This is a genomic window from Daejeonella sp. AP26 (genome assembly GCF_056680515.1).
In genome coordinates, this window is record NZ_CM155286.1 from 3,705,141 (window position 1) to 3,728,061 (window position 22,921).

The following is a 22,921-nucleotide window of genomic DNA, read 5'->3' on the forward strand; positions in this document are numbered from 1 at the left end:
TTCTGATAGTTATGCAATAAACACTAATTACCTGCACGGGCAATGGAAATTTAACGTTGAGATCACTTTTGCTGCAGTCTTCACACCGTTATCATTGTAGGTCACGTTTGTTTTTTCCTGCCTCCAGCTCATGTTTTCCTGTTCAATTGATGTGATCTCGTATGTTTCTGTCGAGCCGTTAGCTGTAAATGAAAACCAGTTTTTCCCATTGGAATTAGAAATGGTGTATGGAACCAGGAACTGGCTAGCTCCTTGTGGATTTGCGAGCCTCACCCGATCATTGATCGTGTACTTCCATCCGGGTTCAACGATACTTTGAAAAATCTTTTCATTGTTAGCATTGTAATAATCATGTGTTTCAGAGGTGGTAAGCCATACGCCGACAATGGCCTCTCCTATTGGTTTATCTGCTCTTGTAGACGGTTTCCTTTCCTTTTTACATGCTGCAACTCCTACCGAAGCTATCAGCAACAATAAGATGATTTTTTTCATGGTAAATGTGGTTAGCCGAGTACGAGATATTTGTACCCGTTTACTCAAATTTAAACATGCTGATTTGTAAATTTGTTTAAGAGCAGGATATTTTATGTAGATATATGAATCTGTTTGCTCAGATTTGAGATACCTTAGAAAACGAATGATTAATTCAAGTGGGAATTATGCTTTACTCATCCAGAAAATAGATGAGTTTATAAGAAAATATTACCTCAATCAAATAATCAGAGGTAGCATCTTTCTGGCGGCATCATTTTTCGCTGCCTACCTGTTAGTTACCGTCGCGGAGTATTATGGGAATTTTGATTCAACAACCCGCCTGGTATTATTTTACAGCTTTTTGTTGTTGAACACCCTGATTTTCATCGTCTACATTGCCATACCTTTATTTTCCTATTTCAATCTCGGCAAGCACATTAATCATGAGCAAGCCTCGAATATTATTGGAGATCATTTCAGGCCGGTGAAGGACAAGCTGTTAAACACCCTTCAATTAAAAAAACTAGCTGATGAAACTCCTGAGCACCGGCTACTCATCGAAGCGAGTATAGATCAAAAAATATCCGAATTACGACCCGTCCCCTTTACCAAAGCCGTCCATCTGGATGAGAACAGGAAATACATTAAGTATGCCTTGATTCCCTTATCTGTCATTGTTTTGATATTTTTTACGGCTCCCTCAATTTTCAGCGAAAGCACTGAGCGGCTTTTAAAGTACAATACCCGGTTTGTGAAAAAAGCACCATTCAACTTCGTGGTATTAAATGATAATTTAAGCGTAATTCAGGGCGATGACTTTGAATTAAAGGTAAAACTGGAGGGCGATAAGATTCCTCAGGACCTTTACCTTGAAGACGGTGTAAACACTTATAAGCTTGAAAAAGAATCTGTGGTCCGCTTTTCTTATACTTTCAAGAATCTTCAAAACAATAAAAAGATCCGGCTGACTTCAGGAGAATTTGTCTCTAACGCTTATGAACTGACGGTTAAGAAAAAACCCTCATTGATTAAGTTCGACGTTTACCTTGACTATCCTGCTTATCTTGGGAAAAAGGACGAAGCTGTCGCTAACTCTGGTGATCTGACCATTCCAGCAGGAACTATAATAAGATGGAATTTCAACGCAGAGAACACAACCAAACTTGAAATAAGCTTTAATAACAAGCAAAGTCTTGTAAGTCCGTCAGCAGCGGGAACATTTCGCTTTTTATACCGTGCGCTTAGCAATACAAATTACTCCGTTAAACCTGTCAACCAGGAGGTGAATAACGCAGACCCCATATCCTACCAGCTAAGTGTAATTCCTGATCTGCATCCTACCATTGAATTGAATGAAAAGCGGGATTCTGTTAACGATAAACTGATATATTTTGTAGGCCGGGTTAACGATGACCACGGGTTTAACCGACTTAACTTTAATTATAGGATTATCAACGAGTTAGGGGGCAAACCATTGAAATCGGAGAACCGTTCAATCTCCTTCGACAAAAATTCAATTCAAAGTTCGTTCTTCCATTACTGGGAAGTCAGTAAGATAGCCGCAGCTCCCGGAAGCCGTATCGAATATTTCTTTGAAGTTTACGACAATGATGGGGTTAATGGGCCGAAGGGCAGCCGTACACCCGTCAAGACTTTCAATGTCAGGACGGAACAACAAATCGAAGAAAAACTTGAAGCTAATTCAACTTCTATTAAACAAAAGATGGAACAGGCCATAAAACAGGCCAGTCAGGTTGAACGTGAAGCCAAACGTTTAAATCAGGATTTACTAAATAAGAAGAACCTCAATTACGATGATAAGAAGCAACTCCAAGCACTCCTGGAAAAACAAAAGGATCTTGAAGATCTGGTAAAGGAAATCCAAAAAGAAAATAAACAGGATCTGTTTGAACAGCAGGATAATAAAGAGATCCGGCAGGATATTCTTGAAAAGCAAAAGCAAATAGAAGATTTATTTAACAATGTTCTGGACGAGAAAACTCGCGAAATACTTAAGAACATCGAGAAACTTCTGGAACAGAATAATAAAAATCTAACCCAGGAGGAGTTATCAAGAATGCAGATTGATAACAAATCCCTTAAAAAAGAATTAGATCGCATACTAGAGCTCTACAAGCAGCTTGAATTTGAACAGAAACTGACCGAGACAACTGAAAAATTAAAGGAACTCGCGAAGCAGCAAAATGACCTGAGTGAGCAATCAAAAAGTAAAGAAGCGAAGCAGGACAAGCTTCAGCAAGAGCAGAAAGACTTAAATAAAGATTTTAAGTCAATAAAAGATAATCTGCAGGAACTAGAGAAAAAAAATGAGGAGCTAAGTGAGAAGAATCCATTAGAAAACACCGATCAAGAGCAACAGGGAATTGAGAGAGATCAGCAGGAAAGCAGCGAGAAGCTCGACAAAAAAGATCTAAAGAAAGCTAGTGAGAGTCAGCGCCAGGCTGCTCAGAAGATGCAAAAGCTTTCTGATAAATTGGAGAGTATGCAGCAGGAGGGTGAGGAAATGGAAAATGAGGTTAATATTCAAAGTCTAAGGGAAATTCTGGATAACCTGGTCACAACTTCCTTTGACCAGGAAAAGATTATGCAGGCCCTCAAGGCAACAAACTCCTCTGATCCGAACTATATTTCCAATACGCAAAAACAAAAAGACATAAAAGACAATTTAAAGATGATTGAAGACAGCCTTTATTCACTGAGTAAAAAAGTCCCCCAAATACAATCTGTAGTGAATAAAGAAATTCAGGCGATAAATTCTAATATAAGTGATGCCCTTGAAAACCTAGCTGAGCGCCGTACACCGGAGGCGAATCGTAATCAGCAATATGCTATGACATCTATTAATAACCTTGCATTAATGCTAAGCGAAGCACTGGATCAGATGCAACGGGCTCAGCAGAATGCTAAATCGGGTGGAAAGGGGAAGAAGCAAAGTCTTTCTCAATTAAATAAGATGCAGGAGCAATTAAATAAAAACATGCAAAAGGCCCGTGAACAAATGCAGAAAGAGGGTCAACAGGGGCAACAAGGCAAGCCGAAACCAGGGAAAGGTCAAATGAGTGAGCAACTTGCCAAAATGGCTCGCGAACAGCAACTTATCCGCCAGGGGATGCAGGAGATCAACAGGGAATTGAACAAAGATGGCAAAAGCGGTTTGGGCAATCTCGACAAATTGATGAAAGAAATGGAACAAACAGAGACTGATCTCGTAAACAAGAAAATTCATCAGGAAACCATTAACCGACAACAACAAATTTTAACTAAGTTATTGGAAGCAGAGAAGGCGGATCGGGAGAGGGAGCAAGATAATAAACGAGAAAGTAAGCAGGGTATTGATAGACCATCAACCTATAATGATTTTATGAAGGAATTTCAAAGCATAAAACTAAAAGAGACAGAAATGTTAAAGACCGTTCCACCTTCCTTAAACTCATTTTACAAAATAAAAGTGGGAGATTACTTTAAATTCTTAAATTCGGGAAATAATGACAAGTAGCCCGATCGATTTTTCAGACAACACAGGCCTGTACACGCTTCAGTTACCTTCGAAGCTCGAAAGTATTACTACGGTTGAAAATTTTATTGACAACCTGAGTGAGAAGTATAACTTCACCGAAGAGACTTATGCTAATGTGCTTACATGCTTAAGTGAGGCAGTTATCAATGCTATCGTTCACGGAAATAAGCAGGATGAAAATAAAAAGGTTTATATAAATCTTGAAGTAATCCAGAATAAGCGTTTAATCTTTACCATAGCTGATGAAGGCGCTGGTTTTGACTACAACAACATTCCAGATCCGACCGCACCTGAAAACCTGGAGAACTACAGCGGCCGCGGTGTCTTTATTATTAAGAAACTTGCTGACCAATGCATCTTTAATACCTTGGGTAATGAACTTGAGCTGCATTTTAAGATCTAAATGTCGCAGTTGCCCATTCATTTTTTCTCTGAAGACATCACTTTCACTTTAAAACAAAAGTTGAAAGTTCGTACCTGGATTCATCAAACCATCACTTCTGAAGGCTATAGACTAGGCGAGCTGAGTTTCATCTTTGCAAGTGATGAATACGTTTTAAATGTCAATCGCGAATACCTGAAGCACGATACGTATACGGATATAATAACCTTCGATAACAGCGATGAAGAGAGAAGTATCACTGGTGATATCTTTATCAGCATTGATAGAATTCGCGAGAACTCCGCAAAGTTCAAGGTGAGCGAAGCCGATGAACTTCATCGGGTAATGATTCACGGAATACTTCACTTATTAGGCTATCCGGATAAAGGTGAAGAAGCCAAATCAATTATGACCAGTAAAGAAGATTATTACTTATCTCAAAGGAGCTTTTAAATACCTTCAGAGTCTGCCGTGTAACCACAAACGCCCCCATCGCCAACACGCCACCCGTCGCCCATCTTAAACTGTCCTCTTCAACCTTCATTAAATCGTTTGGATTGACACGCTTAGCATGGAGCTTGAGTTACCCCTCCTGACTTCTTACATTACAGCTGAAGCACTTATTCTTCATATCAATCTAATTTATTTAAGTGTTTAAATGCCAAAATGTGCTGCAAAAATAGTATTGCTTACCTTTGCAGCAATTTGAAGCATGATATGTCATATAAAGCCATTTTAGTCGGTGCCAGTGGCCTTATTGGCAGCGAGTTATTAAAGCTTGTTTCGGCCAGTGATGCCTTTAATGAGGTCTTACTCATTAATCGCAGACCCTTGATTATCAGCGGCCCCAAGATTCGTGAAATTGTCATTGATTTTGATAAGCTCGCAGACATATCTGATGAGATATCTGGCGACGTAATTTTTAGCTGCCTAGGTACCACCCGGGGAAAAACTCCCGATGCAGCTCAGTACCGTAAAATCGAACTTGACTACACCCTGAATATTGCTAAATATGGACTACAGAATGGCGCCAAACAGTTTCATTATATTTCCTCATTGGGTGCTGATGCATCCTCATCAAGTTCCTACCTTAAATTAAAAGGCGAGGTAGAAAACAGACTTAAAGAACTATCCTTCAGTAGTTTACATATATATCAACCCTCTTTTCTAACCGGAGAAAGGGAGGAGAACCGCATAGCAGAAAAGCTGATGGCGCCGTTGATGAGCTTGATAAACCCCTTATTAATTGGTAAGCTCAGAAAATTTCAAAGTATTTCCGCAGAAGCAGTTGCTAAAGCGATGCTTAATCAATCATTAAAAAGCAAGGAGGGCATCTTTACATATCCTTCCGACATTATAAAACAATTAGCGTGAGTATTTTATCAACAGAACAATTAGGTCATTCATTTAACGACAACTGGCTATTTAAAGACTTGTATTTAGGTTTAGCTAAAGGCGACCGGGTAGCCCTGGTTGGAGTTAACGGTACCGGGAAGTCTACTTTATTACGAATTCTTTCCGGACATTTAGCCCCCTCTTTAGGTAAGGTGGTTACAGAACGTGATTTACGTATAGGATATTTAGAGCAGGATCCTCAGTTTAATTCCTCTGACACAATCAGCGACTTTATCTATTCCATCGGAAACAAGCAGCAGCAGTTGATCCGACAATACGAAGAAGCGATAGCTGTTGAGCCACATGATGAGAAGCTGCTTAACTTCCTGATGGACGAGCTAAGCACGGAAAATGCTTGGGAATATGAGTACCAGATAAAGACTATTCTCGGGCGGCTGGGAATCCAAAAACTGGATCAAAAAATCTCTACCCTTTCTGGAGGGCAGCGGAAACGAATTGCTTTAGCGAAATTGCTGATAGATGATCCTGACGTTTACATTATTGATGAGCCTACCAACCATTTGGATATTGAGACGATTGAGTGGCTGGAGAACTTTCTAACCACTGGTCAGAAAACCATTCTGTTAGTGACGCATGACAGGTATTTCCTGGATAACGTTTCATCGCAGATAATGGAACTGGATAAAGGGAAGCTACAAGTCTTCAAAGGTAACTATAGCTACTACCTGGAGAAGAAGGCTGAGCAGATAGCAGCAGACGACGCAACATTTGAAAAAAATAGTAACCTGTTAAGAAAAGAACTCGAGTGGATGCGCCGGCAGCCAAAGGCAAGGACCACCAAATCAAAATCTCGGATTGATTCGTTCTACGATTTGGAAGAAAAGACAAAAGGTCGCGGAGCAAAATCCACTCTTGAATTAAGTGTGAACGTCTCACGTCAGGGAAATAAAATTCTCGAACTAAGGCACATTAAACAAGCCTTTGACGGAGTTTCTGTAATTAATGATTTCAGTTACACCTTTAAAAAAGGCGACCGCATAGGAGTTGCCGGTAAAAATGGTACCGGTAAATCAACATTGTTGAATATCATAACTGGCAGCTTGAAGCCAGATTCAGGTTTAGTAGGACTTGGCGAAACTACCTCATTCGGCTATTACAGACAGGGTGGCCTGGAGTTTAATGAAGATGAGAGAGTGATAGATGTTGTAAAGAACGTAGCCGAATACATCACCATGGCTGACGGAAAAACACTAACTGCCAGCCAGGTGCTCACTCACTTCCTCTTCCCCCCTGCCAGGCAATACGGAATGGTTAATAAACTTAGTGGTGGTGAAAAGAAAAGATTGCAATTAATGCGGGTACTTATGCGAAACCCCAACTTCATGATCCTGGATGAGCCTACCAATGATCTTGACATCGATACACTCAACGTGTTGGAAGATTTCTTGTTAAAGTTTCCTGGTGTCCTGATGCTTGTTTCACACGATCGATATTTGATTGATCGCTTAACCGACCAGTTGTTTATTTTTGAAGGTGAAGGAAACGTTAATATATACTCAGGCAACTATACTGATTACAGACTTGAGCAGGAAGAGATAAAGACTAATGAAAAAAGCGCTGTTAAGATCGTACCGACGCAGGCAAGCATCAAACCTATCTCGAAGAAACTCTCCTATAAGGATGAACAGGAATTAGCGGGCATTGAAAAAGAGATTGAGCTCCTTGAAAGTACTGTGAAAGAATTAACATTAGAACTGAACTCCGCAAACGGCGAACATCAATTGCTTCAATCGCTTGCTCAGGAGATCAAAGACCTCCACCAAAAGATTGATGAACGCACTTCCAGATGGATGGAATTGCTTGAATTGAAAGAAACAGTATGACCTTGGCTGACACTATAGCAACAGCAGGAGTTACTCTACTACTCGCGGCATTTATTTTAAACTCCAGGAAGCTGCTTGCAGCCGACAACCGGTGGTATAACTCATTGAACTTTGCAGGCGCAGCCTTATGTGGATATTCCGCATACTTGATTGGGTTCTACCCTTTCGTAGTCTTAGAAAGCGCCTGGGCAGGCTTTGCGCTGATATCCCTATACCGAAGTGTTTCACGTGAAACACTTAAATTGAACGATCACAAATAATATGTTCCACGTGGAACTCGAAAAATATGTTTAAAGAATACGATGTTATAGTAGTTGGGGCTGGCCATGCCGGATGTGAGGCCGCAGCAGCAGCAGCAAACCTGGGCTCCTCAGTTCTGCTCGTTACTATGAATATGGGTACTATCGCCCAAATGAGTTGCAACCCGGCCATGGGTGGTGTTGCCAAGGGTCAGATAGTTCGCGAGATAGATGCTTTAGGTGGCTACTCAGGGATAATATCTGATAAAACTACTCTTCAGTTTAGGATGTTAAACCGCTCAAAGGGACCGGCAATGTGGAGTCCGCGCTCTCAGAATGACCGTATGCGCTTCGCTGAAGAATGGCGTCTAATGCTGGAGCAAACTCCTAATGTCGATTTCTGGCAAGACACCGCTATTTCGCTTATTATTAATGACGGTAAAGCATGTGGCGTGCGGACTTCTCTGGGAATCGAGATTACTTCTAAAGCAGTGGTTTTAACAAATGGAACATTCCTAAATGGAGTAATACATATCGGTGAAAAACGCTTTGGAGGAGGTCGCACTGGAGAAAAGTCAGCAACCGGAATAACAGAACAATTGGTTGAACTGGGCTTTGAAGCAGGAAGAATGAAAACCGGAACACCACCAAGAGTAGACGGTCGCAGCCTGGATTATTCCAAGATGGAAGAACAATGGGGAGACGAAGACAAAGGACGGTTCTCATACTCTGATGTCGAGATACCTAAAGAACAACGCTGTTGCTGGATCACTTATACCAACTCAGCAGTCCATGATACGTTGCGCGAAGGCTTTGAAAAGTCGCCGATGTTCACTGGTCGTATTAAAGGCCTTGGCCCAAGATACTGTCCATCTATAGAAGATAAGATTAATCGATTCGCCGAGCGCGATCGTCATCAGATCTTTGTTGAACCGGAAGGTTTTAAAACGGTTGAAATTTACGTGAACGGGTTTTCTACCTCGCTGCCGGAAGACGTGCAATACCGGGCCCTTATTCAGATACCAGGCTTTGAAAATGTCAAGATGTTTCGCCCTGGTTATGCCATTGAATACGACTTCTTCCCCCCTACACAATTGTCTTTAACGCTCGAGACCAAAAAAATAAACAACCTATATTTTGCTGGACAAATAAACGGCACAACCGGATATGAAGAGGCCGCTTGCCAGGGTCTGATGGCTGGTATTAACGCACACCTCAAAATAAATAATAAAGAAGAACTGATATTGAAGAGATCGGAATCTTACATAGGTGTGCTGATTGATGACCTCGTTACCAAAGGTACAGAAGAACCTTACCGTATGTTTACATCCAGAGCGGAACATAGATTACTTTTACGTCAGGATAATGCGGATATTAGGTTAAGTCCTATTGGTCATAAGATTGGATTAATCTCAGATGCCCGGTTAGAGAAGGTGAATGAAAAAATTAAGAATGCAGATCTTATAGTCGCCTATTTAAGAACGCATTCCTTATCCCCTGCAGTCATTAATGATTTATTAGAAGAAAGAGAAACATCGCCCATAAGTCAGAACGCGAAACTATTTCAGTTGGTTACCCGACCTCAGATCGGATTCGAAGAGCTACGCTCTGTAGATAAAGATCTGGATGAACTTTTATCCAGGTTTGACAAGGAGACCGTTGAACAAGCAGAAATTAAGGTGAAGTATGAAAGTTACTTTGAAAAAGAATTAGAGATCGTAGGCCGGATGAAAAGAATGGAAGATCAAATATTGAACCCGGAATTTAATTATGGTTCACTAGTTTCCTTGTCGAAAGAAGCAAGAGAGAAACTCGGCAGAATAAAACCAAGAACTCTGGGTCAGGCTTCGAGAATTTCGGGAGTTTCGCCTTCCGATATATCTGTAATCATGGTCCACATGGCAAAATAGCTGTAAATAACTGTTAATCAGTTATTTACTAAAAAATATTTCCAGTCAAAATTTGTTGCGTGTAATGCATTATCTTACATCTGGCAATATTATCTGTCCAAAAAGGGTTTAATTGAATTTAAAAGCGTCTAAATGGCCAAATTTAAGAGGTACAAAAACGAATTGTTATTTTTAAGCCTGATACTAGTTTTGTTTGGCTGTGCAAGCATCCAGTCACCGACCGGAGGGCCAAAAGACAAGCAGCCGCCCAAGGTAGTTGAAGCCACTCCAAAAAATATGACCACCCGTTTCAAATCTCAGAACATCAAAATTGAGTTTGACGAATTCATTAAATTGAACAACGAGTTTACGGAAGTCAGCATCTCTCCGGCAATGGAGAAAATGCCAACATTCAAAGCCCGAAAAGAAATGCTGGATATTAAGTTTGACCAGCCGCTCGATAGTGCAACTACCTATACCATTAATTTTGGAAAAGCCATCGTAGACGTCAACGAAAGCAACATCCTAAAAAACTACTCTTATGTCTTCTCGACAGGCGATCTGATCGACTCCCTGTCTATTAGCGGAAAGGTAAAAGGATCACTGAAGAAAGACTCTTTAAAAGACGCAACAGTTTTTATACTTCCCGTAAAGCAGGATACTATATTTGGGAAGAAGCGAGCGAACATCTTCACCTCTACCGACTCTGCCGGAAACTTCATTTTAAAAAATCTAAGAGAAGACGATTATCTGCTATATGCATTAAAGGAAGAATCACCCGACCGAATATACAACGGTCCGGCTGAGGAAATAGGTTTCTTTCAAGATACCATTCATCTGGATAAGAATATCTCTGGTATCGAACTAAACGTGTTTCAACAGATTCCTGAAACGTTCTCAATTAAGGAACGAAAAATCGAGAACGATGGAAGAATTCTCTTTCTCTTTAATAAACCGCTTCCGGACGCTACGGTGAACATCATTGCCCCTGCAGGACTGACTAAGGTTAAAAAGGCCGTCGAGTTAACAGCCAGCAAGGATTCCGCCTACTTATGGGTACAGGACCTTACGTTCGACTCGCTAAAAGTTTCGGTTGCTTCAAATGCTAAACCGCTGGATACCGTTCAGGTCACCCGTAGCAAGCGCGATACTTACAAACGAGAAGTTAATACCAGCGACAATCTTAGCACCGGGAAGCTTAAGCCTGGCGGTGACGTAGTACTCACCCTATCATCACCAATAGACTCGTATGACGTCTCAAAATTTACACTACTCGAGGATTCAGTTGCTGTTACAGGATTGCAAGTACTCAAAGACTCCCTGTCAAACAGAAAATACAAAGTGAAATATCCCTGGAGATCAAAAAAAGAGTACATCCTGAAAACAGCACCAGACGCGTTCACAGATATCTTCGCAAACAAATCAAAAGCATTTACTACCAACTTCACTTTGGATTCGGAAGAAAACTACGGAACTATAGCGCTTGCAGTAACCGTTCCTGATACGGGTAAAACATATCTAATTCAGTGGTTAAATAGCGAGGACAAGATTCTGCGAACCGACAAAGTCACAAAAGATACCACTATAAATTACATACGCTATCCTACCGCGAAGTATAATGTCCGGGTGGTGTATGACCAAAACAATAATCAGGTTTGGGATACCGGCAGTGTCAAACTAAGACGTCAGCCAGAACCAATCTGGAATTATAATAAACCATTAACCTTGCGGCCTAATTGGGACCTGGAAGAAAAGTTAATTATTCCGAAGAATCCATAAACCAGCCTGAATACATGATATAGCGAGCAGGCAGGTCATCAAGCAATTGCTTTTGCGGATCTGTTAAAGGCTTAATTTTCCTGGCAGGAATACCTGCATACAAAAAGCCTGACTCACATACCGTGTTTTCCAGCACAATAGAACCCGCCGCGATAATTGTATACTCCTCAATAACAGCATGATCCATTACAATAGCACCCATGCCAATTAACACCTTGTCGTGCAATTTACAACCATGGACAAGTGCGTTATGACCTATCGATACATTATTGCCAATTTCAGTCGCTGCGTACTGGTAGGTACAGTGAATTACAGCTCCATCCTGGATATTAGTATTGTTGCCAATCCGAATGTAATTTACATCGCCACGGATGACTGCATTGAACCACACCGAGCAATTATTACCCATGGTGACATCACCTACGATCGTTGCATTTTCAGCGATAAAACATTCATCGCCCCACGCCGGGAGCTTGCCTAAAATAGGTAATATCAGTGCCATTATAAACTTTTAAAATACGGTATCCTGCGGGTTTTCCTGGTGTTCAGGATAATCTGTATTATAATGCAATCCCCTGCTCTCTTTACGCATCATCGCAGATTTAATAACGATATAAGAATTCTGAATGACGTTACGAAGCTCGCAAAGCTTTAATGAAAGCTTTGTCTTTTTGTAAAAGCTTTCAGTTTCCTCATGTAGTAAGCCTAGCCGTCTTAGAGCACGCTCTAACCTGAAGTCAGAACGAACAATACCAACATAATCACTCATTACCTTCTGCGTTTCACGCAGGTTGTGCGTAACCAGAATGTCTTCATTTGATAGCTTCGTATCCGTCTCATCCCATTCCGGTATATTTTCCGGAATTGTGTTGTGCTCAAAATTTTTAGAAGCATCAAGGTATATCCGATGTGCAAAAACAGTCGCCTCCAATAGTGAATTGGACGCCAGGCGATTAGCACCATGTAAGCCTGTAGAAGCACATTCCCCGCAAGCGTAAAGTCGCTGGATAGAAGAACGGCCAAACTCATCCACTTTAATTCCGCCACACATATAATGGGCCGCCGGAGTTACCGGAACCATATCCTTCGTCATGTCAATGCCGATACTTAAGCATTTAGCATAGATATTAGGAAAATGTGTTAATATATCGGCTTTAGCGCGATGCCTAATATCAAGATAGACAAAATCATCCCCGCTTTTCTTCATCTCCGCATCAATAGCGCGCGCAACAATATCCCTTGGTGCCAATGACCCTCTTTCATCATAATGCTGCATAAACTCTTCACCATTGCGATTCTTCAATACACCCCCATAGCCACGAACAGCCTCAGAAATCAAAAAGGATGGGTATTCTCCCGGATTATAAAGCGCTGTAGGATGAAACTGTATAAACTCCATGTTACGCACCTTTCCCTTTGCGCGATAAACCATGGCCATACCATCTCCGGTCGCAATAACGGGGTTAGTAGTATTAGCATAAATATGCCCAGCTCCCCCTGAGGCCATAACGGTCACCTTTGCTAGGATCCTTTCCACCGAGTTATCAACAGTATTTAATGCGTATACACCATAACAAGTGATATCTGGGGTACTCTTATCCACAAATTCCCCCAAATGATGCTGAGTTATTAACTCCACGGCAAAGTAGTGAGTCTGTATCTCTATATTAGGATTCTGATGTATCTTAACCAAAAGAGCTCGTTCTATCTCAAAACCGGTTATATCCTTATAATGTAATACCCGGTGTTCAGAATGACCACCTTCCTTAGCCAGATCAAAAATACCCTCCTTATCCTTATCGAAGTGAGTTCCATATTGAATAATCTCATCTATACGCTCAGGACCTTCCTTCACAACCATTTCTACAATACGCTCATCACATAGTCCATCACCGGCTATCAGCGTATCTTCAATATGCTTGTTAAAGGAGTCTTCTTTATCAACAACAACCGCTACTCCGCCCTGAGCATATTTGGTATTGGATTCATCTTCATTAGCTTTGGTAACTATTAAAACCTTTCCATGTTTCGCAGCCTTTAAGGCGAAACTAAGTCCTGCTATCCCTGATCCAATTACTAAAAAATCTATGTCTTTCATTCCCTTTGTTAAAAAAATGGATTACTCCCCTGTCATATATTAAGCAAGAAGGAAAGCAAAACTGCACCAAACATTCCAATTGCACCTACCTTAGATGTTAACAACCATACCAAACATGTTGATATTGGCTAACAACCCTACCTAATAAAAGCAAAACTTCTCCGTCGGTAACTTTCACCAGTCAATTTTAGTTATTTTTGAGAAAGTTATGAGATAAATAAGGAAGTTATTCCACTTTTCTAAACCCGAAATAATTAAACAAATAACTTTTGAAAATATACTAGCGATTAGAAAAATATCTGACTATCAATAGCTTACTTCTATAAACGTGTGTAGAAAATGTTAGTAACTAACTCAAAACAAAACTATCAAAAAAAAATATGTCAACTTTCCCACACTACCAACACACTAATAAACAATAAGTAATCTATTAAAGTATTAATTGTAATTATTGATGATGTTAAGAATGAATACCTTCGAAGAATTAAATATTAAAGGTTTTATAGACGAGCCGATCGATCCGACGCTGGATCTGTTTGATGAAATAAACAAACTTAAAAAGGAAAAAAATGCCGTAATCTTAGCCCACTATTATCAGGAACCGGACATCCAGGATATAGCCGATTACATCGGTGATAGCCTGGGCTTATCACAGGAAGCGGCGAAAACTGATGCTGACATCATTGTTTTTGCTGGAGTTCACTTCATGGCTGAAACGGCGAAGATATTATCACCAGATAAAACTGTTTTACTGCCGGATTTAAAGGCAGGTTGTTCTTTATCAGATAGTTGTCCGCCTAAGTTGTTTGCCAAGTTTAAGGAGAAATACCCTGACCACCTGGTGATTACTTATGTGAACTGTACTGCAGAGTTGAAAGCTCTAAGCGATATTGTTTGTACATCAACCAATGCAGTCCAGATAGTAGAAAGTTTACCAAAGGACCAGAAGATAATCTTCGGACCAGATAGAAATTTAGGAGCCTGGATTTCAAAGAAAACAGGCCGCGATATGGTTCTTTGGAATGGTGCCTGTATGGTTCATGAGATATTTTCTGAGCAGAAGATACTGAAGTTGAAGCAAAGACATCCGGAAGCTAAATTTATTGCTCACCCGGAATGTGAAGAAATAGTGCTGAAAATGGCGGATTATATTGGATCAACCACTGGTTTGTTGAAATATACCATTAGTGATCCTGCCAAAGAGTTTATTGTAGCTACAGAAAGTGGTATTATCCACCAGATGGAAAAGGCGAATCCCGATAAGGTATTTATTCCGGCTCCACCCAATAATGCCTGTGCATGTAATGACTGTCCGCACATGAAGCGCAATACATTAGAGAAATTGTATTTGTGTTTAAAGAACGGATTACCTGAAGTAACTGTGCCAATGGATATTATCTTAAAGGCTCAAAAACCAATTGAGCGGATGCTCGAGATCTCAGCCCGATACGGGTTGTAATCAATTATTTTTATAAAAATTTTAATGCTGCTGCTGCATGTTTGAGAATAAAGGACGTACTGAAATAGAGAATCTGGGTGAATTTGGCCTGATAGATCATATAACAAAAGATATTAGGATAAAGAACCCAACTTCAATTAAAGGTATCGGAGATGATGCAGCAGTATTAGATTTTGACGGTAAAAAAACCCTTGTATCCACAGATCTACTGTTGGAGGGAATTCATTTTGACCTGGCTTATACCCCACTCAAGCATTTAGGATATAAAGCTGTACAGGTTAATCTGAGCGATATTTATGCCATGAACGGAACGGCTACCCAGATAACTGTTTCTATTGGTATCTCCAGCAAATTCCCTTTGGAAGCTGTTGAAGAACTCTACCTCGGTATTACCATAGCCTGCGAAAAGTACGGAATTGATTTAGTTGGTGGTGATACCAGTTCGTCAAAACAGGGCCTGGTGATCAGTGTAACCAGCATCGGCTACGTAGACGAGGATAAAGTTTGCTACCGCGATGGAGCTAAGGAAGGTGATCTTATCTGTGTATCCGGAGATCTGGGTGGCGCTTACATCGGACTTCAATTATTAGAACGCGAAAAAAGTATTTTCCTTGAGAATCCCCAGATACAGCCTGATCTTGAAGGAAAGGATTACATAGTAGAGCGGCAATTAAAACCTGAGTCGCGCAAGGATATTATAGAAGTATTAGCTGAAATTAACATCCAGCCAACTGCTATGATTGATGTATCTGACGGACTCGCTTCAGAGATACTTCATATCTGCAAGCAATCCAATACCGGTTGTAAGATCTACGAAGATAAAATTCCAATTGATCCGATGACTTATGATACTGCCCGTGATTTTGGTATTGACCCTACGGTTTGTGCGTTAAATGGTGGCGAAGATTATGAGTTGCTTTTTACTATTAACCAGTCTGATTACGAGAAGATTAAGAACAGCGCGGACATTTCAATAATTGGCCATATTACCGAAGCTTCTGCTGGCTGTAACCTGATATCGAAGTCAGATATAGTACATGAGATTAAAGCTCAGGGTTGGAATGCTTTCAAAAAGAGCTGAGTGAATGGTTAAAATCTATCATAACAACCGCTGCTCGAAAAGCAGGGCTGCCTGCGAAATACTTAGCGCTCATAAAATTGAAACTGAGGTAATTGAATATTTAAAAAAACCACCTACGGAAACCGGGATCCGGGAAATACTAGAAAAGCTTAATATGAAAGCATCTGAAGTTGTTAGAAAAACAGAAGATGTATACAAACTTAACTTTGCCAATAAGCAATTCTCCGAAGATGAATGGATTAAGATATTAGCAGAAAACCCAATTTTAATTGAACGGCCGATTGTCGTATACGGAAACAAAGCGGTAATCGGCCGGCCACCCGAAAAAGTGCTTGAATTATTTAAGCATTAATCCTCCACCTCATTCAAATACTTCTGGTCAATTTGCTTTCCTGCTTTTGCACCCAGATTCTTAATCTTTTCAGCTGTAACGGCCAGATTTCCTCTTCCGGTTGATAGCTTGTTTAAAGCTTTATCATAAGCATCGTTGCTCAGCTTAATGCTTCTGCCGATACTTTCCATATCACCTGCAAAACCTACAAACTTATCATACATCTCACCGCTTAAGCGTGCAATTTCCATAACATTACGGTTTTGGCGTTCCTGTTTCCAAATACTGGCAATGGTTCTTAACGTCGCCAATAACGTTGATGGACTTACAATAACAACTCGTTTATCCCAGGCATAATTAAACAGTTCTGCATCTTTCTGAACAGCCACACTGAAACACGATTCGATAGGAATAAACAGCATCACAAAATCCGGCGAGTTGATCTTGTACAGATCGCTATAGTTCTTGCCGGACAGGTCACTTATATGAGTTCTAAGAGAACTTAAATGCTGCTTGAGATAAAGCTCTTTATCACTCTCTGCTTCGCACTCCACAAGGCGTGAATACGCAATAAGTGAAACCTTCGAATCAATGATCAAATGCTTATTATCAGGAAGGTCAATAATAACATCCGGCTGAAAACGGCTTCCGTCTGTCGAATGCATACTCGCCTGAATACGGTATTCCTGATCTTTTAACAATCCTGAACGTTCCAGCACTCTTTCTAATATCATTTCTCCCCAGTTGCCTTGCTTTTTGTTATCTCCTTTCAGGGCTCTGGTAAGATTCTGAGTCTCCACGCTCATCATTTTATTAAGATCCATTAATTGAGTGATTACCCCTTTCAGGATGTTTCTTTCATCAGATTCTACTTTATAGACCTTGTCCACCTTCTCTTCGAAAGCTTTGATATTTTCTTTCAAAGGATTCAGGAGAATATCCAGGTTAGTGCGGTTTTGCTCTGTAAATTTTGCGGTTTTTTCGTCCAGAATTCTGCAGGCAATCAACTCAAAGTCCTTATTGAATTTCTCCTGATTTTTATCCCGCTCCTGGTTTAGTTCAAGGATCTTTTCCTGCTGAGCTTTGTAATACGATCGTGAACTCTCCAGCGACTGGTTGGCCTGTGCAAGCTGATTCCGTTCATTGTTTAATTCATTAACAAGAAGCTCCTTATCGTTCTGAAGCAGTTTAGAGCGCTCTTCTAATTTGGCCAGAGAAATTTTTAGCTGCACATTTTCTGCGCCCAAACGTTCAGCTTCAAATTGGTCAGCATCATTAACCAATGCTTTCGGCTTCTTCAAAAATAAAAACACGGAAATAAGCAGAATAGCGATTGAGCCTAATAAAACGATGATATCCATTGCTAAAAATTTTATTATTAATGTAGTGATAACGGTCTACAAATTACTAAAAATTTTATCAATTTGGGAAGAGCCAGCGATAAAAAATCTCCCGGATTTTTTAGGAGTAAAGATCGTGATCATCTCCATCACCCAAATCGCCCGAGTAACCATATTACCCGCTTAATTTCTGGGGGCTAATTAAAAGCATGATTACTATGTGCTTACTATATGCTAACTATATCATCCTTAGATCAAGATATCGTAATCACCCTGTTAACATATGGTGAGGACATGGTTATCCTCTACGATGGCCAAACCCGCAGCAGAATTTTGATTACAGAAAATTTTAACGGAATATTTAGAGTTCAGCAATAACCAGGTCCGCTACCTGCTGACCGGATAAACTCCCCATGGCTACGCCCATGCCATTGCAGCGGACAGCGCAGAATACGCCTGGCTCTTTTTCCTTGATTATTGGTTTTAGCTCATCTCCAAAGGCCATCACTCCGCTCCATCGGTATTCGATGGCAGGTTTTTGACCGGGTATGATTGTGTTATACAGCATATCTTCGAGTGCCGATTGTATCAGTGCAGTCGTTTCAGGCTCAGTGGTTTCTTCAGATTTAAAATCGAGATTACGGCCGCCGCCAAGCAGGATCCGGTTATTGATATTGCGGAAATAGTAATAACCCTGGTCGTAATGAAAGGTGCCATTAATCTTTAAACCGGTAATTGGTGCGGTAACCAGTACCTGTCCCCGACCCGGGACGACGTTAAGCTCAGGATAAAAATCACCGATAAAAGCATTGGTAGCCAGAATTACTTTTTTACTGGTAAAGTTGCCCTGAATTGTTTCAAGAGTAAAGTAGGAGTTGTTATTAATGAAATGAAGAAGCCTGCAATTATTATAAACATGCACTCCCAGACTGGTAACTTTCTGAAGTAAGGCCGACATCATCTTCCCGGTATCTATCTGGGCTTCGTAACGATTTAAAATCATAGAGTCTACATTCGCTAAGCCAAAATCTGCAACTTTTTCATCAGCCACTGCATATATGTCAGTCTGCCCGATTACATCTTTTAACAAGGAATTTAAATAAGGTATTTTCTCCAGGCAAGTATTTGAAAGTGCACAATTAGTATTTTTAAAAATCTCATATCCTCCGGATTGCTGATAGTCTAGTGCCTGATCTCCCAAAATTTGTCTCAGTTTATTGAGCCCTTTCCAACGCATTTCAATTACTTGCAATACTTCTTCCTCGGAAGTTGTTTGAAGTTCGTCAAGAATTTCGGAAACACTCCCAAAACATGCAAAACCAGCGTTTTTAGTGCTTGCCCCACTCGGTAGAAATCCGGCTTCAAGAACACCGACCTTGAGTTTTGGCTGCTGTTGCTTCAGGTGCAGGGCAGCATTTAAACCCACAATACCGCTGCCAATGATCATCACATCATACAACGAGTAAAAAGCCGTGGACTCCCAATAGGAAATATTTCTTTGCATAAGAATAAAAGAAAGCAGGAAATAAATTTCTGTTAACGCTGACAAAATAAGCTAGCTTGCTCTCAATAAATGTAATATTTATACGATAATATCTGCGTAGCTTGCTTCGGAATGCTTTTTGAACAAAGTACTAAAAAAGGTTAAAAATGAACTTAGGATTAATATTAATGATTGTTATTGCAGTGGTGAGTTTCATCGTGCAATGGCGTTTTAAAAGTAAATTTAAGCAGTATTCAGAAATGCCACTGGCTTCAGGACTAAGCGGAAAGGATATTGCGGAAAAGATGCTTTCTGATAATGGCATACCTGATGTGAAGATCATTTCTGTCGAAGGCCAGTTATCTGACCATTATAACCCGGCTGACCGTACGGTGAATTTAAGTCCGGAAGTATATCACGGACGGAGTGTGGCGGCAGCCGCAGTAGCGGCTCATGAGTGCGGGCATGCGGTTCAGCATGCAAAAGCATATTCATGGCTGAAATTTCGTTCGGCAGTGGTGCCTGCGGTAAACGTGGCATCAAAAATAGTTCAATGGACATTAATGATCGGTGTGATGTTGCTGATCTTCTCTGGAAACCCGATGGTTTTAGCTGTTGGTGTGGCGGCTCTTGCGTTTGTAACGATCTTTGCATTCATTACCCTGCCGGTAGAGTTTGATGCCAGTAACAGGGCTCTGGCATGGCTACAGACAAACAGAGGTATTATGCAGGTTGATGCGGAACATACTCAAGCTAAGGATGCTTTATGGTGGGCAGCAATGACTTATGTAGTTGCCGCTCTTGGCTCACTCGCTACCCTGATTTACTATGCCAGTATGCTGATGAACAGAAGAGAGTAATTAACCAGTAATACATAAAAAAGCCGCTTCGGATTTTCCGGAGCGGCTTTTTTTATGTGTTGTTGATCGTTAGTTCAATTTATAGGGAGCGATAAGCAAAAATTCCGGGATGTTTACCGGGAAACGCTCTTCGTCCACAATGCGTTTCATTTCATAGTGCCCTTTCATGCTTCCGATGTCGGTCTTAAGATTACAGCCGGAAACGTATTCGTGGTTGTCGCCTGGCTCAATAATCGGTTGCTGACCAACAACACCCTCGCCGTCTACTTCGCGATGAGCACCATTTGAATCGAATATTTGCCAGTGGCGATTGAGCAGCTGAACACTGTATTCCGTAAGATTTTCAATATTCACTTTGTAGGCGAACATAAAATGCTCGTTAGCGGGATTTGAATATTCAGGCTGGTAAATAGTCTCCACCGACACCTTTACCCCCTCAGTAATTTCGGTTACCATAAAACAAAATTTTAAATTAAGATAGTAATATATTTTGGAAACCCAAACCCTAAGCTATAACACTTTCAAATTGTTCCTCTATCTCTTCAAGAACAGCGTAAATCTCTTGAATGTTTTCAAGCGATACCAATTTCATCCGGTAGGCCTTGAAGTCTGGAATGCCCTTGAAGTAGTTAGCGTAATGACGACGCATTTCGAAAATGCCTGTTTTTGGGCCTTTCCATGCAATAGATTTTTCAAGGTGGGTACGGCAAACGGTTACCCGTTCGCTCAAAGTCGGTCCCGCTAAATGTTCACCGGTTTTGAAGAAGTGTTTAACTTCTCTGAAGATCCAGGGATAACCAATAGCAGCTCTGCCGATCATAATCCCGTCAACCTCATATTCCATGCGCCAGTTGGCTGCCTGCTCCACATTTACCACATCACCATTACCGAATATTGGAATTCGTATACGCGGATTGCGTTTAATCTCACGGATCAGTGACCAGTCGGCGCTGCCTTTATACATCTGCGCACGGGTGCGGCCGTGGATGGTAAGCGCCTGGATACCGATATCCTGTAACCGTTCAGCGACTTCATAAACATTTTTGGTGTTATCATCCCACCCAAGGCGGGTTTTAACGGTTACCGGAAGATGCGTAGATTCAACAACCGCTTTGGTCATCTTCACCATCTTATCAATATCCTGCAATAAGCTGGCACCGGCTCCACGACAGGCAACATTCTTAACCGGGCAGCCATAATTAATATCCACCAGATCCGGTTTAACCACCGTGGCAATACGGGTAGCTTCGCGCATGCTCTCTATATCGCTGCCAAAGATCTGGATCCCGATAGGACGTTCATACTCAAAGATGTCTAATTTCTGACGGCTTTTGGCTGCATCCCGAATTAAGCCCTCTGAAGAAATAAATTCGGTATACATCAGATCCACACCATTTTGCTTACAAACAAAACGGAAGGGCGGATCACTGACATCCTCCATCGGAGCCAGCAAAAGCGGGAACTCCCCTAAATCAATATTTCCAATCTTAACAGACATTAGCTATCTTCAACGCGATTTTTAGATCAGGGTTTCCCCTTAAAACGCAAAATTACAAATATTTACTCACCATGAGTCATTCGGGGTCAGCAGACCGTCATCCTTTTATTTCCTTAATCATTTTACTGGGATTAATCCTGACTGGTGCCATTATCTTCACCATCATCGGTGCTGTAATTGGGGGCGTAATATACGGAATGACCGACCTGATGAAATTTTTATCAGGAGACCTGAGCGCCAACCTGGCATTGACGAAGATTGTTCAGATTGCATCCAGCACGGGCATGTTCATTATACCAGCCATATTCTTTGCCAGGATAGAGAGTCGGAACTGGCGGGATTATCTAAGATTAAGACCCACGCTACCTGTCTTGTTCCTTTTTACGATTGTGTTGATGTTCATCTCGGTGCCGCTTCTTGAACTTTCGGTGGAAATTAATGCAAGTATGAAACTGCCTGCTTTTTTATCGGAGATGGAGGAATGGATGCGCAGACAGGAAGACCAGATGGCCGAGTTAACCAGGCAGTTGTTAACAATGAACAGCGTTAGTGCCTTACTGGTTAACCTGCTTATGCTCGCTGTAATACCTGCGATTGGTGAGGAATTTATATTCAGGGGTTGTTTACAGAAGCTTTTTAAAGAAATAACCGGCAATTACCATCTTGCTATTTGGGTAACCGCTGTAATCTTCAGTGCCATTCATATGCAGTTTTATGGATTTATTCCTCGTATGCTGCTTGGCGCAATGTTCGGTTATTTACTGGTATGGAGCAACAGCCTGTGGCTGCCTATATTGGCTCACTTTATAAACAATGCGACAGCTGTAATAACAGCTTATGTATTTCAGCAACAGGGAAAATCGCTCGATCAATTGGATGATCCTCAGATCGGTTCCTGGCCAGCCTACCTGATAAGTCTGGCGTGTACAGCAGCACTTCTCTGGTATTTTTATCAAAAGGCCAAAGCCCCCTATCCTGTAATTAATGATACTGATGGAGCAAGGCTGGATTAAAATTTACACGTCGAATGATTTTTTTAAATCCGAGCTAGTCAGGCAGGTGCTGACGGATTATGAGCTTTCCGCGATCCTGATCAACAAGCAAGGTTTTCCCTACCGTATCGGGGAGGTGGAGGTTTACATTCATCCAGATAATTTTCACCAGGCTATTGAGATAATTGTTAAGAACGAACTTTAAATCTTCACCAGTATGCCTCAACTACCTTATTCAC

Annotated in this window: 21 protein-coding genes; 14 read left to right on the forward strand and 7 right to left on the reverse strand. The window is 41.0% G+C overall.

Annotated elements, in window-relative coordinates:
- Nucleotides 1-27: 27 nt before the first annotated feature.
- Entirely contained in the window at nt 28-492 is a 465-nt protein-coding gene (locus AC1MCB_RS15860; protein ID WP_479965689.1) for a hypothetical protein, read from the reverse strand.
- A 145-nt stretch (nt 493-637) separates the two neighbouring features.
- Between AC1MCB_RS15860 and AC1MCB_RS15865 the strand changes: the two genes are divergently transcribed.
- The 8 genes from AC1MCB_RS15865 (at nt 638) to AC1MCB_RS15900 (ending at nt 11,540) form a co-directional block, all read left to right on the forward strand.
- Complete coding sequence (locus AC1MCB_RS15865) at nt 638-3,991, forward strand: coiled-coil domain-containing protein (RefSeq protein WP_479965690.1); 3,354 nt, start codon at nt 638-640, stop codon at nt 3,989-3,991.
- Nucleotides 3,981-4,415: an ATP-binding protein gene (locus AC1MCB_RS15870; RefSeq protein ID WP_479965691.1), complete on the forward strand. Its 435-nt coding sequence runs from the start codon at nt 3,981-3,983 to the stop codon at nt 4,413-4,415. The genes AC1MCB_RS15865 and AC1MCB_RS15870 overlap by 11 nt, the downstream gene beginning before the upstream one ends.
- Nucleotides 4,416-4,847 (forward strand): rRNA maturation RNase YbeY, encoded by a 432-nt coding sequence (gene ybeY / locus AC1MCB_RS15875; protein WP_479965692.1) that lies wholly within the window; start codon nt 4,416-4,418, stop codon nt 4,845-4,847.
- A 264-nt stretch (nt 4,848-5,111) separates the two neighbouring features.
- Nucleotides 5,112-5,768, forward strand: a complete 657-nt coding sequence (locus AC1MCB_RS15880) for an NAD-dependent epimerase/dehydratase family protein (protein WP_479965693.1) — start codon at nt 5,112-5,114, stop codon at nt 5,766-5,768.
- On the forward strand, nt 5,765-7,633 hold the full coding sequence (locus tag AC1MCB_RS15885; RefSeq protein ID WP_479965694.1) for an ABC-F family ATP-binding cassette domain-containing protein: 1,869 nt from the start codon (nt 5,765-5,767) through the stop codon (nt 7,631-7,633). Before AC1MCB_RS15880 ends, AC1MCB_RS15885 begins: the two co-directional genes overlap by 4 nt.
- Nucleotides 7,630-7,893 carry a CBU_0592 family membrane protein gene (locus tag AC1MCB_RS15890; protein ID WP_479965695.1) on the forward strand — a complete coding sequence of 88 codons (264 nt, stop codon included), beginning with the start codon at nt 7,630-7,632 and terminating at the stop codon, nt 7,891-7,893. Before AC1MCB_RS15885 ends, AC1MCB_RS15890 begins: the two co-directional genes overlap by 4 nt.
- Before the next feature lie 26 nt (nt 7,894-7,919).
- Entirely contained in the window at nt 7,920-9,782 is a 1,863-nt protein-coding gene (gene mnmG, locus AC1MCB_RS15895; RefSeq protein WP_479965696.1) for a tRNA uridine-5-carboxymethylaminomethyl(34) synthesis enzyme MnmG, read from the forward strand.
- A 132-nt stretch (nt 9,783-9,914) separates the two neighbouring features.
- Complete coding sequence (locus AC1MCB_RS15900) at nt 9,915-11,540, forward strand: Ig-like domain-containing domain (RefSeq protein WP_479965697.1); 1,626 nt, start codon at nt 9,915-9,917, stop codon at nt 11,538-11,540.
- Here AC1MCB_RS15900 and AC1MCB_RS15905 read toward each other — a convergent pair.
- Both AC1MCB_RS15905 and nadB read right to left on the reverse strand, forming a co-directional pair.
- Nucleotides 11,521-12,042: a gamma carbonic anhydrase family protein gene (locus tag AC1MCB_RS15905; protein ID WP_479965698.1), complete on the reverse strand. Its 522-nt coding sequence runs from the start codon at nt 12,040-12,042 to the stop codon at nt 11,521-11,523. The genes AC1MCB_RS15900 and AC1MCB_RS15905 overlap by 20 nt on opposite strands.
- 9 nt (nt 12,043-12,051) lie before the next feature.
- Nucleotides 12,052-13,638: an L-aspartate oxidase gene (gene nadB, locus AC1MCB_RS15910; protein ID WP_479965699.1), complete on the reverse strand. Its 1,587-nt coding sequence runs from the start codon at nt 13,636-13,638 to the stop codon at nt 12,052-12,054.
- Between the two features lie 466 nt (nt 13,639-14,104).
- Between nadB and nadA the strand changes: the two genes are divergently transcribed.
- Genes nadA through arsC form a run of 3 tightly spaced genes read left to right on the forward strand, consistent with a single transcriptional unit; the run spans nt 14,105 to nt 16,530 of the window.
- Nucleotides 14,105-15,097 (forward strand): quinolinate synthase NadA, encoded by a 993-nt coding sequence (nadA, locus tag AC1MCB_RS15915; RefSeq protein WP_479965700.1) that lies wholly within the window; start codon nt 14,105-14,107, stop codon nt 15,095-15,097.
- A gap of 37 nt (nt 15,098-15,134) precedes the next feature.
- Nucleotides 15,135-16,178: a thiamine-phosphate kinase gene (gene thiL / locus AC1MCB_RS15920; protein ID WP_479965701.1), complete on the forward strand. Its 1,044-nt coding sequence runs from the start codon at nt 15,135-15,137 to the stop codon at nt 16,176-16,178.
- Nucleotides 16,179-16,182: 4 nt separating this feature from the next.
- Complete coding sequence (gene arsC / locus AC1MCB_RS15925; RefSeq protein WP_479965702.1) at nt 16,183-16,530, forward strand: arsenate reductase (glutaredoxin); 348 nt, start codon at nt 16,183-16,185, stop codon at nt 16,528-16,530.
- Here arsC and AC1MCB_RS15930 read toward each other — a convergent pair.
- Complete coding sequence (locus tag AC1MCB_RS15930; protein WP_479965703.1) at nt 16,527-17,870, reverse strand: DNA recombination protein RmuC; 1,344 nt, start codon at nt 17,868-17,870, stop codon at nt 16,527-16,529. The genes arsC and AC1MCB_RS15930 overlap by 4 nt on opposite strands.
- A gap of 340 nt (nt 17,871-18,210) precedes the next feature.
- Complete coding sequence (locus AC1MCB_RS15935; RefSeq protein ID WP_479965704.1) at nt 18,211-19,353, reverse strand: NAD(P)/FAD-dependent oxidoreductase; 1,143 nt, start codon at nt 19,351-19,353, stop codon at nt 18,211-18,213.
- A 146-nt stretch (nt 19,354-19,499) separates the two neighbouring features.
- Here AC1MCB_RS15935 and AC1MCB_RS15940 point away from each other — a divergent pair, with 146 nt between their 5' ends.
- On the forward strand, nt 19,500-20,192 hold the full coding sequence (locus tag AC1MCB_RS15940; protein ID WP_479965705.1) for a zinc metallopeptidase: 693 nt from the start codon (nt 19,500-19,502) through the stop codon (nt 20,190-20,192).
- A 69-nt stretch (nt 20,193-20,261) separates the two neighbouring features.
- Here the strand turns inward: AC1MCB_RS15940 and apaG are convergent, their stop codons facing one another.
- Nucleotides 20,262-20,648, reverse strand: coding sequence for a Co2+/Mg2+ efflux protein ApaG (gene apaG, locus AC1MCB_RS15945; RefSeq protein ID WP_479965706.1), 387 nt, complete (start codon nt 20,646-20,648; stop codon nt 20,262-20,264).
- A gap of 49 nt (nt 20,649-20,697) precedes the next feature.
- Entirely contained in the window at nt 20,698-21,690 is a 993-nt protein-coding gene (gene dusB, locus AC1MCB_RS15950) for a tRNA dihydrouridine synthase DusB (RefSeq protein WP_479965707.1), read from the reverse strand.
- A gap of 71 nt (nt 21,691-21,761) precedes the next feature.
- Here dusB and AC1MCB_RS15955 point away from each other — a divergent pair, with 71 nt between their 5' ends.
- Entirely contained in the window at nt 21,762-22,703 is a 942-nt protein-coding gene (locus AC1MCB_RS15955) for a CPBP family intramembrane glutamic endopeptidase (protein WP_479965708.1), read from the forward strand.
- Nucleotides 22,684-22,887 (forward strand): putative signal transducing protein, encoded by a 204-nt coding sequence (locus tag AC1MCB_RS15960; protein WP_479965709.1) that lies wholly within the window; start codon nt 22,684-22,686, stop codon nt 22,885-22,887. The genes AC1MCB_RS15955 and AC1MCB_RS15960 overlap by 20 nt, the downstream gene beginning before the upstream one ends.
- Nucleotides 22,888-22,921 lie beyond the last annotated feature (34 nt).

Excerpts from the sequence above, each read along its gene's own strand:
- AC1MCB_RS15870 (WP_479965691.1), top strand. The coding sequence starts at position 3,981 with ATGACAAGTAGCCCGATCGATTTTTCAGACAACACAGGCCTGTACACG.
- AC1MCB_RS15865 (WP_479965690.1), top strand. The coding sequence starts at position 638 with ATGATTAATTCAAGTGGGAATTATGCTTTACTCATCCAGAAAATAGAT.
- arsC (WP_479965702.1), top strand. The coding sequence starts at position 16,183 with ATGGTTAAAATCTATCATAACAACCGCTGCTCGAAAAGCAGGGCTGCC.
- AC1MCB_RS15890 (WP_479965695.1), top strand. The coding sequence starts at position 7,630 with ATGACCTTGGCTGACACTATAGCAACAGCAGGAGTTACTCTACTACTC.
- AC1MCB_RS15900 (WP_479965697.1), top strand. The coding sequence starts at position 9,915 with ATGGCCAAATTTAAGAGGTACAAAAACGAATTGTTATTTTTAAGCCTG.
- nadB (WP_479965699.1), bottom strand. The coding sequence starts at position 13,638 with ATGAAAGACATAGATTTTTTAGTAATTGGATCAGGGATAGCAGGACTT.
- mnmG (WP_479965696.1), top strand. The coding sequence starts at position 7,920 with ATGTTTAAAGAATACGATGTTATAGTAGTTGGGGCTGGCCATGCCGGA.
- apaG (WP_479965706.1), bottom strand. The coding sequence starts at position 20,648 with ATGGTAACCGAAATTACTGAGGGGGTAAAGGTGTCGGTGGAGACTATT.
- ybeY (WP_479965692.1), top strand. The coding sequence starts at position 4,416 with ATGTCGCAGTTGCCCATTCATTTTTTCTCTGAAGACATCACTTTCACT.
- AC1MCB_RS15930 (WP_479965703.1), bottom strand. The coding sequence starts at position 17,870 with ATGGATATCATCGTTTTATTAGGCTCAATCGCTATTCTGCTTATTTCC.
- AC1MCB_RS15880 (WP_479965693.1), top strand. The coding sequence starts at position 5,112 with ATGTCATATAAAGCCATTTTAGTCGGTGCCAGTGGCCTTATTGGCAGC.
- AC1MCB_RS15860 (WP_479965689.1), bottom strand. The coding sequence starts at position 492 with ATGAAAAAAATCATCTTATTGTTGCTGATAGCTTCGGTAGGAGTTGCA.
- AC1MCB_RS15955 (WP_479965708.1), top strand. The coding sequence starts at position 21,762 with ATGAGTCATTCGGGGTCAGCAGACCGTCATCCTTTTATTTCCTTAATC.
- dusB (WP_479965707.1), bottom strand. The coding sequence starts at position 21,690 with ATGTCTGTTAAGATTGGAAATATTGATTTAGGGGAGTTCCCGCTTTTG.
- AC1MCB_RS15960 (WP_479965709.1), top strand. The coding sequence starts at position 22,684 with ATGGAGCAAGGCTGGATTAAAATTTACACGTCGAATGATTTTTTTAAA.
- AC1MCB_RS15940 (WP_479965705.1), top strand. The coding sequence starts at position 19,500 with ATGAACTTAGGATTAATATTAATGATTGTTATTGCAGTGGTGAGTTTC.
- AC1MCB_RS15935 (WP_479965704.1), bottom strand. The coding sequence starts at position 19,353 with ATGCAAAGAAATATTTCCTATTGGGAGTCCACGGCTTTTTACTCGTTG.
- thiL (WP_479965701.1), top strand. The coding sequence starts at position 15,135 with ATGTTTGAGAATAAAGGACGTACTGAAATAGAGAATCTGGGTGAATTT.
- nadA (WP_479965700.1), top strand. The coding sequence starts at position 14,105 with ATGAATACCTTCGAAGAATTAAATATTAAAGGTTTTATAGACGAGCCG.
- AC1MCB_RS15905 (WP_479965698.1), bottom strand. The coding sequence starts at position 12,042 with ATGGCACTGATATTACCTATTTTAGGCAAGCTCCCGGCGTGGGGCGAT.